The following is a 15690-nucleotide window of genomic DNA, read 5'->3' on the forward strand; positions in this document are numbered from 1 at the left end:
CTGCGGGGAGCGGTGGCGATCAGCCACCATTGTCGCCCACCGGCAGCGGTGCGTGCTGCTGTTTTTTCTCCTTGTGCTTGATCACCAGGCGGTCAAGCTTGTCCGCCAGCAGGTCGATCGCGGCATACATGGTCTGCGCATTGGCTTCAGCGTGCAGGGTCTGACCCGGAATATTGAGGCTGGCATCGACATGGTGCTCGGTCTTCTGCAGCTTGAGGGTCACCCGCGCTTCGCAGTGCTGGTCGAAGTGTTTGCCGATCCGGGCCAGCTTCTCCTCTACATAGGACTGCAGGGCCGGGGTGACTTCGACATCTTTGCCAAACGTTTCGATGCGCATCGGGTTTCTCCTTTGATCGGATGTGCCAATGAACCTCTCCGCCGGGCGCGGCGGCGCGTCAAACGATTCTGACTCTTTCGTGCGAGGCGGAGATGTTCATGGCCTCACGATACTTCGCCACGGTGCGCCGCGCTACTGGGATTCCCGATGTCTTGAGCAGGTCAGCCAGCTTGGCGTCAGAAAGCGGCTTGCGTGGGTTCTCGTCATCGATCAGGCGCCGGATCATGGCCTGGATGGCGGTGCTGGACGCTTCGCCACCGCCGTCGGTGTCGATGCCCGAGGCGAAGAAGGCACGCAGCGGCAGGGTGCCGCGTGGCGTACGCACATGCTTGCGGGCGATCGCGCGCGACACGGTGGATTCGTGCAGGCCCAGTTCGCCGGCGATCTCGCGCAGGGTCAGCGGGCGCAATGCCTGTTCGCCGAATTCAAGGAAGCCGGCCTGTTGCTGGATCAGGCTGCGCACCACCCGCAGCAGCGTCTCGCCACGCGCCTGCAGGCCCTTCAGCAGCCAGCGCGCTTCCTGCAGCTGGCCGCGCAGATAACCGGCATCGGCGTCACTACAGCGGCGGATCATCTGCTCGTACCCGCGGTGGATCACCAGCTTGGGGCCGGCATGGGCGGCCAGCGCGGCGCGCCAGATGCCGTTCTGCCGCCACACGACCACATCGGGCACCACGTAGGTGTCCTGGGCGAGCGGAGCGATCTGGGCGCCGGGGCGCGGGTCCAGCGAGCGCAGCAGGGCCACGGCGGTCTCGACCTCGGCCAGCGGCTGCTTCAGCTGCTGGGCCAGGCCCGTCACGCCGCTGCGCGGCAGCTGTTCCAGTGGGCCTGCGGCGACCTGCCGGGCCAGGGCCAGGCACGGGGTGTCGGCAGGCAGCACGTCCAGCTGCAGTTGCAGGCATTCGCCGAGGCTGCGTGCGGCCACGCCAACGGGGTCGAAGCGCTGGATCTGGTGCAGCACGGTCAGGATTTCGTCTTCACCGGCATGGATCGCCGGCAACAGCGCTTCGGCGATGGCCGAGAGCGGCTCGCGCAGATAGCCGTCGTCTTCCAGCGAATCGATCAGCGCGGCGCCGATGCTGCGGTCGCGCTTGGACAGATGGGTCAGGTGCAGCTGCCATAGCAGGTGATCGGTCAGGGTTTCGGTTTCGGCGACGCGTTCGGCGGCACTGCCGTTGTCGTCGTCATCATCGAAACTCCCGCCGCTGCCGCCACTGCTCCAGTCCAGCTCGGCGGGTGCCCAGTCGTCGCCACTGCTTTGAGCATTGTCGGGCGGGGCGTCATTGTCGCCGCCCGCGTCGCCGCCGCTGGCGTCCTTGTCGACACCGGCGCCTTCGTCGCTGCTGTCTGACCAGTCCAGCAGTGGATTGCTCTCCACCGCTTGGGCGATTTCCAGCTCCAGCTCGGTCGTGGACATCTGCAGCAGCTTGATCGCCTGCTGCAGCTGGGGCGTAAGCACCAGCTGCTGTCCCAACGATGTCTGCAGCCGAGTCTTCATGCCTGTGCCGAACGGAAGGGAGAGGGCCCGGCGGCCGCGGTTACAGCTTGAAGGAATCCCCAAGGTAGACGCGGCGCACGTCGGCGTTGTCCAGGATCGCCTCGGGCGAGCCCTGGGCCAGTACGGTGCCCTCTGCGAGGATATACGCGCGGTCGCAGATTCCCAAGGTCTCGCGCACGTTGTGGTCGGTGATCAGCACACCGATGCCACGCTGCTTGAGATGGGTGACGATGCGCTGGATTTCGCCGACCGAGATCGGGTCCACACCGGCAAAGGGTTCGTCGAGCAGGATCAGCCGCGGCTTGGCCGCCAGTGCACGCGCGATCTCGCAGCGACGGCGCTCACCACCGGACAGGCTGGCGCCGAGCTGTTCGGACACGTGCCCCAGCTGCAGTTCGTCGAGCAGGCTGTTCAGTTCGCGCTCGCGGCCAGCCGAATCCAGGTCCTCGCGCAGTTCCAGCACCAGGCGCAGGTTGTCGGCCACGGTCAGCTTGCGGAACACCGACGGTTCCTGCGGCAGGTAGCCCACGCCCTGCTTGGCGCGGGTGTACATCGGGTCGCCGGTGATGTCCTTGCCGTCCAGCACGATGCTGCCGGCATCGGCACCGACCAGGCCGACGATCATGTAGAAGCAGGTGGTCTTGCCGGCACCGTTGGGACCGAGCAGGCCGACCACTTCACCGGCGTCCAGGGTCAGCCCGAAGTCCTTGACGACTTCGCGCTGCTTGTAGCGCTTGCGCAAGCCAGTTGCGACGAGCATTACTTCTTGCCTCCTGCCGGCGCCGCAGCCGGGGCGGCCGCAGGCGTCTTGTTCTTCGGCGGAATCACGGTGCGCACGCGGCTGCCGTCGCCGCCGGAGTTCATCTCACCGCTGCGGGTGTTGTAGACCATGCGCTGGCCGGCATTGGTGCCGCGCGCGCTGGTGACCTTGTAGTTGCCGGTCAGGGTGATGATCTCGGTGGTGATGTCGTAGTCGATCCGGTCGGCCACCGCATCCATCCAGGTGCCATCGTCGAGCTGCTGCTTCATCTTGGCCTGCTTGCCGGTGAACACCGCACGCACGGCTTCGCCGCCCTTGAGGTAGATCTCGGCCTCGGACGAACGCAGGTCCAGCGTGCCCTGGGTGATGATCACGCCGCCCGACAACACGGTCTTGCCGTCACCGGTGAGGGTGCCGGACTGCGCGCCGGAATCAATGTTCATCGCTTCATTGCGGTCGGTCGACTTGGCAAAGGCGACAGCGGGGACAAGAAGACTGAGTGCGAGCACGGCTGCAAAGGGAATCTTCATCGGGGTCCGTTCTACCGGTGGTGGCCCGCCGGCGGGACCGGGGGCTGCGGGTGGGGGCTGCCTGCTTCGCGCCTGTCGGGAAGACGTCGCGGGCGGGCGGCGGAATCAGCGCTTGGGCGTGTAACGGCCCTTGGACTGGCTGAGGAAATGATACGTGTTGTTCTTCGAATCCACCTCGAACCCGACGCCGGACTGCTCCATGCCCGGCCGGGTCATGGTCACCAGGGCATCGGTCCGGGCGCGGTTGTCCTTCGGGAACACGTCCAGGTGGTCGGTGCGGAAGGTGGTCGGGACCACGCCGGGATCAGCCGGGCTGTCGCCGGCGACGTTGCCGCGCAGCTTCATCTCATCGCCCTTGGCACTGAGCCAGCCGGTCTCGGCGCGCAGTGTCCAGTGCTTGCCGTCCTTGTCGGGCATTTCGAACAGCGGGGTGGTGATGTTGAGCGTCTGGTCGCCACGCTGGCGTTCCAGCAGAGGGGCGCGCAGGGTGGTCGATTCCTTGCCGTGTTCGTCCAGGGCGACGATCTGGAAGTCGTGCAGGATGTAGTCCACACCGGCGTCCTGGCCTTCGACGACAGGTGCCTTTTCACGGTTGCGCAGCGCGGCCCAGCTGCTCAGCAGTGCCGCCAGCAGCAGGCCCACGCCGAGGATCATCCGCCAGTTCAAGGTGGGGGCATTCATGCGCCGAACCTCGCCAGCACGGCGTCCAGGCGGCCCTGTGCGGCCAGCAGCACGTCGCACAGCTCGCGCGCGGCACCCCGGCCGCCGTCGGCGCGGGTGATCCAGTGCACGCGCTCGGCGATCCACGGATGTGCATTGGCCGGCGCCACCGCCAGGCCGACCGCGCCCAGCGGCGCCAGGTCCGGCAGGTCGTCACCCATGAAGGCCACCTGCTCCAGGCCGATGCCGTGCTGCACGCACAGCGCCTGCACGCTGGCCAGCTTGTCGCCGACGGCAATCTGGGTGTCGATGCCCAGGTCGGCGCCGCGCTTGAGCGCGGACTGGCTGTTGCGCGCGGTGATCAGCACGGGGTGGATACCGTGCTGCTGCAGCAGTTTCAGGCCCAGGCCATCCTGCACGAAGTACGCCTTGCTCTCATTGCCATCCTTGTCGTAGTACAGCCGACCGTCGGTGAGGGTGCCGTCCACGTCGAAGCAGGCCAGGCGGATACCGGCCGCAGTGGCATGCAGGTGGGCTGGGAAGGCGGGCAGGGGGGACCAGGGCATCAGGGCATCGGACTCGGTGGTTGCGGGCTCGTTGGTACAGACTGAATGGGGTCTACGGACTGTCGGTTAAACCACCCGGGCCCGCAACAGGTCATGAATGTTCAGGGCGCCGACTGCGCGGCCCTGGCCGTCGACCACGATCAGGCCGGTGATCTTGTGGGTTTCCATCAGCCGCGCAGCCTCCACCGCCAGCTTGTCGGCGCTGATGGTGCGCGGTTGCCGGGTCATCACATCGGCAATCTTCGCGGTGCGCACGTCCAGGTCGGTATCCAGCGCGCGGCGCAGGTCGCCGTCGGTGAACAGGCCGATCAGCACGCCCAGGTCGTCGACCACGGCGGTCATGCCCAGACGCTTGCGGCTCATCTCCATCAGCGCCTCGCTGAGGCTGGCGCCGACATCGACCTTGGGCAGGTCCTCGCCGGTGTGCATGACGTCGGTGATGTGCAGCAGCAGGCGGCGGCCAAGGCTGCCAGCCGGGTGCGAGCGGGCGAAATCGTCCGCGGTGAAGCCGCGTGCATCCAGCAGGGCCACCGCCAGGGCGTCGCCCATCGCCAGCGAGGCGGTGGTGCTGGAGGTGGGCGCCAGCGCCAGCGGGCAGGCTTCGGCCGGCACGCTCACATCCAGGTGGAAATCAGCGGCGCTGGCCAGGCTCGACTGCGGGCGTCCGGTCATGGCGATCAGCACATTGCCCTGGCGCTTGAGCACCGGCAGCAGCATCAGCAGCTCATCCGATTCGCCCGAATAGGACAGGGCCAGCACCACGTCATCCTCGGTGATCATGCCGAGGTCGCCGTGGCCGGCCTCGCCCGGGTGCACGTAGAACGCCGGGGTGCCGGTGGAGGCCAGGGTGGCGGCGATCTTGCGCGCGACATGGCCGGACTTGCCCATGCCGGTGGCGACCACCCGGCCGCTGCTGCCCAGGATCGCCCGGCAGGCCTGCTGGAAGGCGTCGCCGAGGCGGTCGGCCACGGCGTCCAGCGCCTGCCGTTCGATCTCGAACACGCGCCGGCCACTGGCGACCAGGGCGGCAGGGTCGGCGGAACGGGGGGGCAACAGGGATTCGGCCATGCGGACGCCACGCAGCGGAAGTAGAATGGACGCACATTTTATTAGGAAAGCCCGTTGGACGCCGACACCATCCGCAATCTGATCGAAACCGGCCTGCCCGGCGCCCGCGCCGACGTGCAGGGTGACGATGGCGTGCATTTCGAAGCGACCGTGGTCAGCGAGGCCTTTGCCGGCAAGATGCCGCTGGCCCGCCACCGGATGGTGTATGCCACTCTGGGCGACCTGATGGGCGGCGCGATCCACGCGCTCGCATTGAAAACCGTGACCCCGGCCGAAGCCGGCTGAACCGCAGAAGATCCCCAATACATGGCCAAGATCGTTGTGACCGGCGGCGCTGCGCTGCACGGTGAAGTAAGCATCTCCGGCGCCAAGAACGCCGTCCTCCCCATCCTGTGTGCGACCTTGCTGGCCGACGCGCCGGTGGAGATCACCAACGTGCCGCATCTGCACGACGTGGTGACCACGGTGAAGCTGCTGGGCGAACTGGGCGCGAAAGTGACCATCGACCAGGGCACGCTGTCGCGCGGCAGCGCGATCGTGGTCGACCCGCGCTCGGTCAACCAGCATGTGGCTCCGTATGAGCTGGTCAGGACCATGCGCGCCTCGATCCTGGTGCTGGGCCCGCTGCTGGCCCGCTTCGGTGCGGCCGAAGTGTCGCTGCCCGGCGGCTGCGCGATCGGCTCGCGCCCGGTCGACCAGCACATCAAGGGCCTGCAGGCACTCGGTGCCGAGATCGTGGTCGAGAACGGCTTCATCAAGGCCACTGCCAAGCGTCTGAAGGGTGGCCATTTCACCTTCGACATGGTCAGCGTGACCGGTACCGAGAACGTGCTGATGGCCGCAGTGCTGGCCGAAGGCACCACCATCCTCGACAACGCGGCGATGGAGCCGGAAGTCACCGACCTGGCGCACTGCCTGATCGCGCTGGGCGCGAAGATCGAAGGCCTGGGCACTGCCCGCCTGGTCATCGAAGGCGTCGAACGCCTGTCCGGTGGCCGCCATGAAGTGCTGCCCGACCGCATCGAAACCGGCACCTTCCTGGTGGCCGCTGCGATGACCGGTGGCAAGGTCACCGTCAACCGCGCGCGCCCGAACACCATGGATGCGGTGCTGGCCAAGCTGGTGGAAGCCGGCGCGACCATTGAGACCAGCGAAGACAGCATCACCCTGGACATGCACGGCAAGCGGCCGAAGGCGGTCAACCTGACCACCGCGCCGTACCCGGCGTTCCCGACCGACATGCAGGCGCAGTTCATGGCGCTCAACTGCGTGGCCGATGGCGTGGGCGTGATCAACGAAACGATCTTCGAGAACCGTTTCATGCATGTAAACGAACTGCTGCGCCTCGGCGCGGACGTGCAGGTTGAAGGCCACACGGCCATCGTGCGCGGCCACGAACGCCTGAGCGGTGCACCGGTGATGGCGACCGATCTGCGCGCATCGGCGTCGCTGATCCTGGCCGGTCTGATGGCCGATGGCGATACCACCATCGATCGCATCTACCACCTTGATCGCGGTTACGAGAACATCGAAGAGAAGCTGTCTTCGCTCGGCGCCACCATCCGGCGTGTGGCCGCATGATCCTGCGCGGCAAGTTCAGCCGTCGTCGCAAGGCGCTGCTGGTGCTGGTGCTGATCGTGCTGGCGTGGCTGGGCTACGCCTGGTACGCCAACATCGCCATCACCAAGGGCATCGAGCAGAAGGACATGGACTGGAATGGCGACGGCACGGTGACCCGTGACGAGATCATCCAGTCGTTCTACGCGGTGGCGGTGAACGACAGCCAGGACGGCAATCGCCATTGCCGCACCTTCGTGCGTCGATCCACGGGCGAGCAGATCCGGGTGGACTGCCGCACAGAGTTCGCGCCGGTGGAAGAGCCGAAGAAATAAAAAAAACGCCCGCGAAAGCGGGCGTTTTTTCTGGGGACATCCATCCACGCATGGCGTGGATCTACGGGGCCTGAAGTAGATCCACGCCATGCGTGGATGGCGGGGATCGCCGGTCAGTTCGGCTCCGGGGTCAGAGCCCTTCCTGTGAGGAAGGGATCCGACCCCTGCAATCAGTTCATCGCCTTGATGGTCAGGTCCAGCGCATCGCGACCGCTTTCACGCTGCAGCATGCGCGCCGGCACCGGGAACTCCGGCACGATCCAGGCGATCAGCTCCTTGTTGCCGTCGGTGCGCGAGACCTTGGTGGCCTCGTAGCTCTTGCCGCCCACGGTGACCGATTCCTTGCCCACCACGCGGTAGGTCATGTTCTTGATGCGGCCTTCGTCGACCATGCGATAGGTCAGCGGCTTGCCGGCAGCCAGGTCGCGGGCGATGGCCAGGTTGATCAGCAGCGCATCCATGTCGCCGGCCTTCAGGGCGATCGGTCCGGCGCGGTCCGGCTTGATGTCGCCAGTCCAGGTGGCCTGGTTGCTGGTCCAGTTGTAGTTGGCCTGCACGTTGCGCTTCTTCACCAGCAGCGCCGAGCGGTCCTGGCTGCTGAGCGGGCGCAGTTGCCCGCGCACTTCCTCGAACACCGTGGTCTGGCTCAGGTCGGCCAGCTGGTTCTTGACCTGCAGGCTGTAGCGCCACTTGTTGGCGCCTTCGCTGGCCAGGGTCATGCTGCCGTTGGCCTGCATGCCCATGTAGCTGGCCAGGTAGTCGGCCTTGAACGGCTGCAGGGCCATGGCCGGCAGGCTGACCACCGACAATGCGGCAGCGGCGATCCAGGTCAGGGGGCGGGTCAGGGTGTTCATGCTCAGACTCCTTGGTATTCGATCAGGCGCAGATCGACGCGATCTTCGCCGTCTTCGCGTTGCAGGATGCGCACCGGGGTGGGGACACCGTTGGCGATCCAGAGAATGGTTTCGTTGTTGCCGCCGTTGGTCCGATAGACCCGCAGCGCGTTGTACGACAGGTCGCCGACCTCGACGTTCTCGGTCTGCGGCGCTGCCTGGTAATCGTGCTGGCGCACCTTGCCCATGTCGACGTAGCGATAATGCATGGCCGCGCCAGGGCGGGCATCGCGCATGATCGCCAGGTTCATCAGCAGGGCGCTCTGGTCGCCAGCCTGCAGTGGAATCGGTTGCGCGCGCTTCTTTTCCACGTCGCCACTCCACTGCGCGGTGCCGGCCTGCCAGTTGTAGGTGCCGACGGCCTTCTTGCCGAGGAACAGGCCCTTGCGCACCGTGCTCTGGCTGATTGGCGCATAGACACCGTCGCGCTCCTCGAACACGGTGCTCTGCTCGATGTTCAGGCCGAGCACGCTGGCAAAGCCGCGGCGGCCGACCACCTGCATGTCCACCCGCCACTGGCTGCCGCCGGTGTGGGTGACCTGCATGGTCGCATCGCCTGCTTCCTTGCCCTTGTAGAAGGCCTGGTAGGTCGCGCTGAACGGCTGCAGCGGCGGCGGCTCCCAGGCCAGCGCCGGCAGCACCGGTGGAGCCACCTCGGCAGGTGCCGGCGCAGCAGGCGCTGTTGCCTGGCCCCAGCCCGCACAGGCGAGGACGGCAAGCGGCAGCAGCAGGGTTGTACGCAGCAGGGACGTGGTCTTCATGGCCGACAGGAACCGCAGGAGGGGAGCAGGATGCCAGCCCCGCAGTCAGCGGGGCGTGTGCACGGGCGTTACCGGTTCAGGTTCCCGGCGGAATCTAGAGCCAAGGGGCTAAACAGGGGGTGACCGTCGAATGTCGGCTGGCCTTCCCGTTCAGCCAGACGGCCTGCACAGAGCAGTTCCAGGGTCGCGATCAACAGCGGATGCTCCACCGCAAGCACGCGTTCGGCCAGGGTCTGCGCATCATCGCCGGCTAGTACCGGAACCCGCGCCTGCGACAGCACCGTGCCGGCATCCAGTTCCGGCACCACCAGGTGGACGCTGGCGCCATGCTCGACGTCACCGGCCTCCAGCGCCCGTGCATGGGTGTGCAGGCCCTTGTGCAGCGGCAGCAGCGAGGGATGGATGTTGACCAGGCGGCCATTGAACCGCTGTACGAAATCGGCGCCCAGGATGCGCATGTAGCCGGCGCAGACGATCCAGTCCGGGGCGGATGCAGCCAGCGCATCACCCAGCGCCTGCTCGTAGGCGGCGCGGTCGCTGAATTCCTTCGGCGCATGCCCCCAGCGCCTATCCGCTGCCACCCGCTCCAGAGCGGTCGCGTCGGGACGATCAGAGAACACACCGACAACCTCGGCCTGCAGCCGCCCTGCAGCGATGGCATCAACAATGGCCTGCAGGTTGCTGCCGCGTCCCGAGGCCAGCACGGCGATTCGGCAGATGCTCATCGCCCCGCGCTCCGGCGCACCAACGGCCACAGCAACAGGCTGCCCAGGGTCGCCAGCAGCATGTCCGCATGCGCGTCCCACATGTCGCCCTGCTGGCCGTTGTAGGCCTCGGCCGCTTCCGGCGACAGGGCAAGGGCGATGCCCCATTCCAGCCACTCATACGCCAGGCTGGAACACATCACTGCCATCACCGCCAGGGTGAAGGCCTGGCCGATGCGCAGTGCAGGCCAGAAGCGTCGCGCCAGCTGCAGCAACGCCGGGGTGAAGCAGACGCCATAGAGGAAGTGGATCAGGCGATCGAAGTGGTTGCGCTGCCAGCCAAAGGCGGCATCCGGCGACCATCCCAGCAGCGACTGCAGCCAGGCGTCATAGGGCACGTTGGAATACAGCCAGCGCGCGGCCACGCAGTGGATGGCGATGAAGCCGCAGATGGCGATGAAGGCACCGTTGCCCAGCTGCCAGCGCCGGTCCACCCACCACAGGGCCAGCAGGCCGATCACGGTCAGCGAGCTGTGCAGGGTCTGCTCGAGCGGCCACAGCGGATGGATCCAGGTGGCCGCGAATATGCACAACACCGCGGCCAGCGCGACCTTCTTCGGTGCCGACAGCGAGTGGGGGGCGCGGTTGCTGGCGAGCGTGGGGGCAGCGGACGTGGACATGTCGGAGCGATCAGCAGAAGGGACGGAACATGCGGCTGCCAGCTCAGACGCTGACGTGGTCGCCGCGGTCGAACAGTGCGGCGATCTCCGGCTTGCGCAGGAAATACACCGCGTAGGCGGTCAGCGCCATGCCCAGCGGGCCTGCCATCACCGCTGCCCAGGCCGCGCCGCGACACCAGGCCAGATTGCTGCGCTGGCCAAGCAGGCGCGCGGTGCGCAGCTGCAGGAAGCCCAGCCCGATGGCCAGCAACGACACTGCGCCGTACACCGTCGCCAGCACGGCGCCGTCATCCATGCCGCGTTCGAAGGCGACGATGCCGACAAAACCGAGGAACACCAGCGCCGCCAGCCAATGGAAGCCTGCCAGTGCGTAGAACAGGATCTTCAGGTTGTGCAGGTGGCTGGCGGTCTGCAGGTCCGCCAGGGTCTGCCGTGGCAGCGGCGGTGGGTTCATTCCATCGTTCATGCCACACCCGCCTGGCCAGCAAAGGCGGCCTTCACGTGCGGGCGCAGCAGCACGACCAGGGTGAACACGCCGAGGATGGTGCCGATGGGGGTGAACAGGCACGACAGCCCGGCCACGATCATGCACAACAGGTAGCGGCGCTGCTGCGACAGGCAGCGGCCGGCATAGGCGACAAAACCGGCAAGGGTCAGCCCACCAAGCACGATGCAGACGCCCATCACGGTGAACAGCCAGCCAACGAACTGCTGCTCTTCCGGCGAAGACGGTTCACCGCCGGACTTCATCGGCAGCGAGCCGGACAGCATGGCGATGCCCAGCACGATGTGCAGGATGAAGATCAGCGAGAACACCGCCATCAGGCCAGCGACCACGTAGTGGCCGATTGCCAGCTGGCGCAGCTGGGTGGCGTCCTGCGGGCCGAACACCGGCACGGCCGGGTTCGGCGGCAGCACCGGCGGAGCCGGCGTCGTCGACAAGGGAGGGGGTGCGTCCATGCGGGTTCCTCTGTCCGGTGGATCAGGCGATGTGGACGCGGTCGCCGCCCTGGGCGATGACCACCTGGCCGATCGTCCAGTGCTCCAGGCCCTGCGCCCTGACCGCAGCGGACACGGCCTCCAGCTGGTCCGGGGCGACGATCAGCACGAAGCCGATGCCGCAGTTGAAGGTGCGCCACATTTCACTGTCGGCTACCGCGCCTTCCTTCTGCAGCCACTGGAACACCGGCGGCAGGGTCCACGACAAGGCCTGGATGTCCAGGCCGAGGCCTTCGGGCACCACGCGGATGATGTTCTCGGTCAGGCCGCCGCCGGTGATGTGGGCCATGCCGTGGATGGCTTCGCCGTGCGACTTCAGCAGCGACAGGATCGGCTTGACGTACAGGCGGGTGGGGGCCATCAGCGCATCGACCAGTTTGACCCCGCCTTCCAGCTCCAGCTCGGCCGGGCGGCCGGCGCGGTCGTAGATGCGACGGACCAGCGAATAGCCGTTGGAGTGCGGGCCGGACGAGGCGATGCCGATCAGCACGTCACCGGCGGCGACATGGGCGCCGTCCTTCAGCTCGCTCTTTTCGACGGCAGCGACGGTGAAGCCGGCCAGGTCGTACTCGCCCGGGGCGTACATGTCGGGCATCTCGGCGGTTTCGCCGCCGATCAGGGCGCAGCCGGCCTCGGTGCAGCCATTGGCGATGCCGCCCACGACTGCCGCAGCAGTGTCGATGTCCAGCTTGCCGGTGGCGAAGTAGTCCAGGAAGAACAGCGGCTCGGCGCCTTGCACCAGCACGTCGTTCACGCACATGGCGACCAGGTCGATGCCGATCGTATCGTGGCGGTTCAGCTGGTGGGCCAGCTTCAGCTTGGTACCGACGCCGTCGGTGCCCGACACCAGCACCGGCTCGCGGTACTTGTTGGACAGGTCGAACAGGGCGCCGAAGCCACCCAGGCCGCCCATCACCTCCGGACGGAAGCTGCGCTTGACCAGGGGCTTGATCCGCTCGACCAGCTCGTTGCCGGCGTCGATGTCGACACCCGCGTCACGGTAGGTGAGGGGGGAAGGGGCGGAAGACGGGCTGTTGGTCACGGGCGTCGGCGCTGGCAGGGGTTGAATCGCCGATTTTAACAGGCCGCATTGGCGCAAAGGCCGTATTCGGGCAACAATTCCCCCCGGATACGTCGAGCCAATGGATGTCCTGATGCGCCGCAGCCTGTTTTTGACCCTGCTCCTTGCGCTGTGCCTGCCGGTGGCCACGATGGCCCAGAGCGGCATGCGAACCGAGGGGGATGTTGCCACTGCCAGTGGTGCGTACGAGGCCGAAGTGCCCGTCAACAGCCAAGCCGAGGCTGACCGCAACGGTGCACTTGCCCGCGCGTTGAGCGTGGTACTGGGCAAATTGTCCGGTGATCGCAGCGTCATGTCCCGCCCCGGTGTGGTCCAGGCGTTGCGCAATGCCAAGGACTACGTGGCCAGCTACGACTACAAGCAGGACCAGAGCGTGGGCGCCAGCGGTGCGCCGAGCTTCCGTACCCTGCTGGTCGCGCGCTTCCGCGAGGATGACGTGGACGGGCTGGTGTCGGCCCTGGGCCTGCCGCTGTGGCCGCAGCCACGACCGAAGCCGGTGCTGTGGCTGGCCGTCGATGATGGCAGCGGTCCGCGCCTGGTCAGCGTGCAGCAGGCCAATGCCGCGCGGCCGTTGCTGAGCCGGGCCATCGAGCGCGGCTACAAGCTCGGCCTGCCCAGTGGTGGCGCCGCCGAGCAGGCCCTGGCCGGTGCCATCTGGCGCCAGGACAGCGCCGCGGTCGCCCGGGCCTCGTCGCGCTACTCGCCGCCGATGCAGCTGATCGGCAAGCTCTACCGCGCCAATGGTGGCTGGCAGGCGGACTGGGTGTTCGTCGACAACGGCCGTGAACTGAACAAGTGGACCAGCAAGGACGCCAACGCGATGCGCGCGATGGCTGCCGGTGCCGATGGCGCTGCCGACGCGCTGGTCAAGCGTTATGCCAAGGCCGGTGCGGCCACTGGCCAGGCGGGCACTTACCGCGTGGTGGTGACCGGCATCAACAGCGCGGATGAATACCTGCGCCTGGCCGCCGGCCTGCGTGAAGTGGCGGTGGTGCGCAACGTCACCCCCCTGCGCGCGACCGCCGACCATCTGGAACTGAATCTGGAAATGACCACCGGCCTGGCCGGCTTCAACCGCATGCTCGGCGACAACGGCGTGCTTGTGCCGTCGGCGACGCTGCCGGCCCTGCCGACGCCGATCGACGATACGACCGGTGCACCGGCACCGGCGCCGGTCAGCAACGAGTACCGCCTGCGATGATCCTGTCCCCGGAAGCGGAAATCGCGCAGTTCCTGCGGCGGCTGAAGTACATCCTGCTGGCCGGCCTGATCGGCTGGATCGTCTGGCTGCTGGCACCGATCCTGACCCCGTTCGTACTGGCGCTGGCGCTGGCCTGGCTGGGCGATCCGCTGGTGGACCGCATCGAGGCCACCGGTCGTTCGCGCATGACCGGCGTGGTGCTGGTGTTCGTGGCGATGGTGCTGGTGATCGTCGCGCTGCTGCTGGTGCTGGTGCCGATGATCGAGCGCCAGATCACCACGCTGATCGCAGCGGCGCCGCAGGCGCAGGCCTGGCTGATGGAGAAGGGCATCCCCTGGTTCGAGCAGAAGACCGGGCTGGAAGTGATGCAGTGGATGGACCCGGACCGTCTGATCGAGTGGGTGCGCAGCCACTGGCAGCAGGCCGGTGGGTTCGCAACGACCTTCATGGGCTACGTATCGCGCTCGGGCTTCACGGTGGTCACCTGGGTGGTCAACCTGTTGCTGCTGCCGATCCTGGCGTTCTACTTCCTGCGTGACTGGGACAAGCTGGTCGAGCGTGTGGCGTCGGTGATCCCGCGCAACCAGATCGGCACGATCACCTCGCTGGCGCGCGAATCCAACGAAGTGCTCGGTGCGTTCATCCGCGGGCAGTTCCTGGTGATGCTGGCGCTGGGCGTGATCTACGCCGGTGGCCTGTCGCTGGTCGGGCTCAAGCTGGGCCTGTTGATCGGCCTGATCGCCGGCCTGATCAGCTTCATTCCCTACCTGGGCGCGACCACCGGCATCCTGATGGCGATCGTGGCTGCGCTGGTACAGGCGCAGGGGTTCGACCTGAAGCTGCTGATCCTGGTGGGCGTGGTGTTCACCGTCGGCCAGCTGCTGGAGAGCTACGTGCTGACCCCGCGCATCGTCGGCGACAAGATCGGGCTGCACCCGGTGGCGGTGATCTTCGCGGTGATGGCCGGTGGCCAGCTGTTCGGCTTCCTCGGCATGCTGCTGGCGCTGCCGGTGGCGGCGGTGAGCAACGTGCTGTTGCGCTATGCGCACCAGCGCTACCGGCAGAGTGAGCTGTATGCCGGCGAGAAGCCCGGGATCGTGCTTGATGGCGTGATCGATCAGCCCCATATCATCGTGCCTGGCAATGACAAGGGTCCGGAACTGAAGTGATTGGTGTGCCGCAACTTCCGCTGGCCCTGCATTACCCGCGGGACCAGCGCCTGGAGAGCTTCATCGGTGCGCCGGACGGCGCGCTGGCGCAGCTGCATGCCATCGCGGTAGGGGCCAGCCACGATTGGATCTACCTGGAAGGCGCGGCCGGCACCGGCAAGACCCATCAGGCGTTGGCGATGTGTTCCAGCGCCGAGCAGGCCGGGCGCCTGCCGACCTACGTGCCCCTGGCCAGCGTGGTTGGCCGGGTGCGGGTAGCGCTGGAAGGACTGGAGCAGCGCGAGCTGGTGGCGCTGGATGGGTTGGATGCGGTGGCGGGCAACCGTGAGGACGAGATCGCGCTGTTCGATTTCCACAACCGTGCGCGCGCTGCTGACGTGACGGTGCTGTACACCGCGCAGAAGTCGCCCGGCGAACTGGGCCTGGTGCTGCCGGACCTGCGTTCGCGCCTGGGCCAATGCGTGCGCGTGCTGCTGCAGCCGCTGGACGAGGAAGGCCGCGCGGCGGTGCTGCGCGAGCGCGCGCTGCGCCGTGGGCTGGCGATCGACGAGGCCGCCATCGAGTGGCTGCTGTCGCACACCGGGCGCGAGCTGGGTGGACTGATCACGCTGCTGGACTGGCTGGATCGCGAATCGCTGGCGGCGAAGCGGCGGATCACCGTGCCGTTCCTGCGCCAGGTCCTGGAAGAAGGCCGTCCTCGTTACTGAGATTAGGGTTGGTCGGCAGGGCTGCGCCCTGCACCCGCCGAAGCCGAAGCCGAAGCAACGTCAACGTCAAAAGCGGGCTATCCGTGTGATGGCGGGGTGGCTCAGGTTGCGGGGGACGGCGCAAGTACGTCCATGTAGCCTCGGTCGCGCCATCCATGGCGCTCACGCCCCCGCAACCTGAGCC

20 protein-coding genes are annotated in these 15690 nt (G+C 67.1%); 6 read left to right on the forward strand and 14 right to left on the reverse strand.

All coding sequences use genetic code 11. From position 1 onward, the window contains the following. Positions 1 to 19: 19 nt before the first annotated feature. The 7 genes from raiA to WKB25_RS20415 form a co-directional block, all read right to left on the reverse strand. Complete coding sequence (raiA, locus tag WKB25_RS20385) at positions 20 to 337, reverse strand: ribosome-associated translation inhibitor RaiA (protein ID WP_004147311.1); 318 nt, start codon at positions 335 to 337, stop codon at positions 20 to 22. A 58-nt stretch (positions 338 to 395) separates the two neighbouring features. Beyond that, entirely contained in the window at positions 396 to 1835 is a 1440-nt protein-coding gene (locus tag WKB25_RS20390; RefSeq protein ID WP_340572660.1) for an RNA polymerase factor sigma-54, read from the reverse strand. 40 nt (positions 1836 to 1875) lie between these two features. Further along, on the reverse strand, positions 1876 to 2595 hold the full coding sequence (gene lptB, locus WKB25_RS20395) for an LPS export ABC transporter ATP-binding protein (protein WP_025874019.1): 720 nt from the start codon (positions 2593 to 2595) through the stop codon (positions 1876 to 1878). Further along, positions 2595 to 3125 carry a lipopolysaccharide transport periplasmic protein LptA gene (gene lptA, locus WKB25_RS20400; protein ID WP_089239301.1) on the reverse strand — a complete coding sequence of 177 codons (531 nt, stop codon included), beginning with the start codon at positions 3123 to 3125 and terminating at the stop codon, positions 2595 to 2597. The genes lptB and lptA overlap by 1 nt, the downstream gene beginning before the upstream one ends. 105 nt (positions 3126 to 3230) lie before the next feature. Beyond that, positions 3231 to 3806: an LPS export ABC transporter periplasmic protein LptC gene (gene lptC, locus WKB25_RS20405; RefSeq protein WP_089239303.1), complete on the reverse strand. Its 576-nt coding sequence runs from the start codon at positions 3804 to 3806 to the stop codon at positions 3231 to 3233. Further along, a complete protein-coding gene (locus WKB25_RS20410) occupies positions 3803 to 4351 on the reverse strand; it encodes an HAD hydrolase family protein (RefSeq protein ID WP_340572661.1) in 549 nt (182 codons plus the stop codon). Before WKB25_RS20410 ends, lptC begins: the two co-directional genes overlap by 4 nt. Positions 4352 to 4417: 66 nt before the next feature. Further along, positions 4418 to 5419, reverse strand: coding sequence for a KpsF/GutQ family sugar-phosphate isomerase (locus tag WKB25_RS20415; RefSeq protein ID WP_340572662.1), 1002 nt, complete (start codon positions 5417 to 5419; stop codon positions 4418 to 4420). Between the two features lie 54 nt (positions 5420 to 5473). Between WKB25_RS20415 and WKB25_RS20420 the strand changes: the two genes are divergently transcribed. The 3 genes from WKB25_RS20420 to WKB25_RS20430 are packed head-to-tail and all read left to right on the forward strand — an operon-like array spanning position 5474 to position 7311. Continuing rightward, entirely contained in the window at positions 5474 to 5704 is a 231-nt protein-coding gene (locus WKB25_RS20420; protein ID WP_089239309.1) for a BolA family protein, read from the forward strand. Between the two features lie 21 nt (positions 5705 to 5725). After that, positions 5726 to 7000 (forward strand): UDP-N-acetylglucosamine 1-carboxyvinyltransferase, encoded by a 1275-nt coding sequence (gene murA, locus WKB25_RS20425; protein ID WP_340572663.1) that lies wholly within the window; start codon positions 5726 to 5728, stop codon positions 6998 to 7000. Continuing rightward, positions 6997 to 7311 carry an EF-hand domain-containing protein gene (locus WKB25_RS20430; protein WP_340572664.1) on the forward strand — a complete coding sequence of 105 codons (315 nt, stop codon included), beginning with the start codon at positions 6997 to 6999 and terminating at the stop codon, positions 7309 to 7311. The genes murA and WKB25_RS20430 overlap by 4 nt, the downstream gene beginning before the upstream one ends. 170 nt (positions 7312 to 7481) lie before the next feature. On the opposite strand, the gene WKB25_RS20435 is transcribed toward WKB25_RS20430, so the two are convergent. The 7 genes from WKB25_RS20435 to purM form a co-directional block, all read right to left on the reverse strand. After that, positions 7482 to 8165 carry a DUF3108 domain-containing protein gene (locus WKB25_RS20435; protein ID WP_340572665.1) on the reverse strand — a complete coding sequence of 228 codons (684 nt, stop codon included), beginning with the start codon at positions 8163 to 8165 and terminating at the stop codon, positions 7482 to 7484. A gap of 2 nt (positions 8166 to 8167) precedes the next feature. Continuing rightward, the gene (locus WKB25_RS20440; RefSeq protein WP_340572666.1) at positions 8168 to 8965 is read right to left on the reverse strand and encodes a DUF3108 domain-containing protein; all 798 of its coding nucleotides are present in this window, start codon (positions 8963 to 8965) and stop codon (positions 8168 to 8170) included. 68 nt (positions 8966 to 9033) lie between these two features. Beyond that, entirely contained in the window at positions 9034 to 9690 is a 657-nt protein-coding gene (gene purN, locus WKB25_RS20445; RefSeq protein WP_340572667.1) for a phosphoribosylglycinamide formyltransferase, read from the reverse strand. Then, a complete protein-coding gene (locus WKB25_RS20450; RefSeq protein ID WP_340572668.1) occupies positions 9687 to 10349 on the reverse strand; it encodes a DUF2238 domain-containing protein in 663 nt (220 codons plus the stop codon). The genes purN and WKB25_RS20450 overlap by 4 nt, the downstream gene beginning before the upstream one ends. A gap of 43 nt (positions 10350 to 10392) precedes the next feature. Beyond that, positions 10393 to 10803: a hypothetical protein gene (locus WKB25_RS20455; RefSeq protein ID WP_340572669.1), complete on the reverse strand. Its 411-nt coding sequence runs from the start codon at positions 10801 to 10803 to the stop codon at positions 10393 to 10395. Between the two features lie 8 nt (positions 10804 to 10811). Next, positions 10812 to 11309 (reverse strand): hypothetical protein, encoded by a 498-nt coding sequence (locus tag WKB25_RS20460; RefSeq protein ID WP_340572670.1) that lies wholly within the window; start codon positions 11307 to 11309, stop codon positions 10812 to 10814. Positions 11310 to 11331: 22 nt separating this feature from the next. Further along, positions 11332 to 12390: a phosphoribosylformylglycinamidine cyclo-ligase gene (purM, locus tag WKB25_RS20465; RefSeq protein ID WP_340572671.1), complete on the reverse strand. Its 1059-nt coding sequence runs from the start codon at positions 12388 to 12390 to the stop codon at positions 11332 to 11334. 112 nt (positions 12391 to 12502) lie between these two features. Between purM and WKB25_RS20470 the strand changes: the two genes are divergently transcribed. From WKB25_RS20470 to hda, 3 genes are read left to right on the forward strand one after another with little or no spacing between them, the layout of a single operon-like run. After that, positions 12503 to 13630, forward strand: a complete 1128-nt coding sequence (locus WKB25_RS20470) for a DUF2066 domain-containing protein (protein ID WP_243379943.1) — start codon at positions 12503 to 12505, stop codon at positions 13628 to 13630. Continuing rightward, a complete protein-coding gene (locus WKB25_RS20475) occupies positions 13627 to 14799 on the forward strand; it encodes an AI-2E family transporter (RefSeq protein WP_340572672.1) in 1173 nt (390 codons plus the stop codon). Before WKB25_RS20470 ends, WKB25_RS20475 begins: the two co-directional genes overlap by 4 nt. After that, positions 14799 to 15506, forward strand: coding sequence for a DnaA regulatory inactivator Hda (gene hda / locus WKB25_RS20480; RefSeq protein WP_180164311.1), 708 nt, complete (start codon positions 14799 to 14801; stop codon positions 15504 to 15506). Before WKB25_RS20475 ends, hda begins: the two co-directional genes overlap by 1 nt. Positions 15507 to 15690 lie beyond the last annotated feature (184 nt).

Source organism: Stenotrophomonas sp. G106K1 (genome assembly GCF_037969685.1).
GTDB lineage: Bacteria > Pseudomonadota > Gammaproteobacteria > Xanthomonadales > Xanthomonadaceae > Stenotrophomonas > Stenotrophomonas lactitubi.

Excerpts from the sequence above, each read along its gene's own strand:
- lptB (WP_025874019.1), bottom strand. The coding sequence starts at position 2,595 with ATGCTCGTCGCAACTGGCTTGCGCAAGCGCTACAAGCAGCGCGAAGTC.
- WKB25_RS20440 (WP_340572666.1), bottom strand. The coding sequence starts at position 8,965 with ATGAAGACCACGTCCCTGCTGCGTACAACCCTGCTGCTGCCGCTTGCC.
- WKB25_RS20435 (WP_340572665.1), bottom strand. The coding sequence starts at position 8,165 with ATGAACACCCTGACCCGCCCCCTGACCTGGATCGCCGCTGCCGCATTG.
- purN (WP_340572667.1), bottom strand. The coding sequence starts at position 9,690 with ATGAGCATCTGCCGAATCGCCGTGCTGGCCTCGGGACGCGGCAGCAAC.
- lptC (WP_089239303.1), bottom strand. The coding sequence starts at position 3,806 with ATGAATGCCCCCACCTTGAACTGGCGGATGATCCTCGGCGTGGGCCTG.
- raiA (WP_004147311.1), bottom strand. The coding sequence starts at position 337 with ATGCGCATCGAAACGTTTGGCAAAGATGTCGAAGTCACCCCGGCCCTG.
- WKB25_RS20470 (WP_243379943.1), top strand. The coding sequence starts at position 12,503 with ATGCGCCGCAGCCTGTTTTTGACCCTGCTCCTTGCGCTGTGCCTGCCG.
- lptA (WP_089239301.1), bottom strand. The coding sequence starts at position 3,125 with ATGAAGATTCCCTTTGCAGCCGTGCTCGCACTCAGTCTTCTTGTCCCC.
- WKB25_RS20410 (WP_340572661.1), bottom strand. The coding sequence starts at position 4,351 with ATGCCCTGGTCCCCCCTGCCCGCCTTCCCAGCCCACCTGCATGCCACT.
- WKB25_RS20415 (WP_340572662.1), bottom strand. The coding sequence starts at position 5,419 with ATGGCCGAATCCCTGTTGCCCCCCCGTTCCGCCGACCCTGCCGCCCTG.
- WKB25_RS20390 (WP_340572660.1), bottom strand. The coding sequence starts at position 1,835 with ATGAAGACTCGGCTGCAGACATCGTTGGGACAGCAGCTGGTGCTTACG.
- WKB25_RS20455 (WP_340572669.1), bottom strand. The coding sequence starts at position 10,803 with ATGAACCCACCGCCGCTGCCACGGCAGACCCTGGCGGACCTGCAGACC.
- murA (WP_340572663.1), top strand. The coding sequence starts at position 5,726 with ATGGCCAAGATCGTTGTGACCGGCGGCGCTGCGCTGCACGGTGAAGTA.
- WKB25_RS20460 (WP_340572670.1), bottom strand. The coding sequence starts at position 11,309 with ATGGACGCACCCCCTCCCTTGTCGACGACGCCGGCTCCGCCGGTGCTG.
- WKB25_RS20450 (WP_340572668.1), bottom strand. The coding sequence starts at position 10,349 with ATGTCCACGTCCGCTGCCCCCACGCTCGCCAGCAACCGCGCCCCCCAC.
- WKB25_RS20475 (WP_340572672.1), top strand. The coding sequence starts at position 13,627 with ATGATCCTGTCCCCGGAAGCGGAAATCGCGCAGTTCCTGCGGCGGCTG.
- WKB25_RS20430 (WP_340572664.1), top strand. The coding sequence starts at position 6,997 with ATGATCCTGCGCGGCAAGTTCAGCCGTCGTCGCAAGGCGCTGCTGGTG.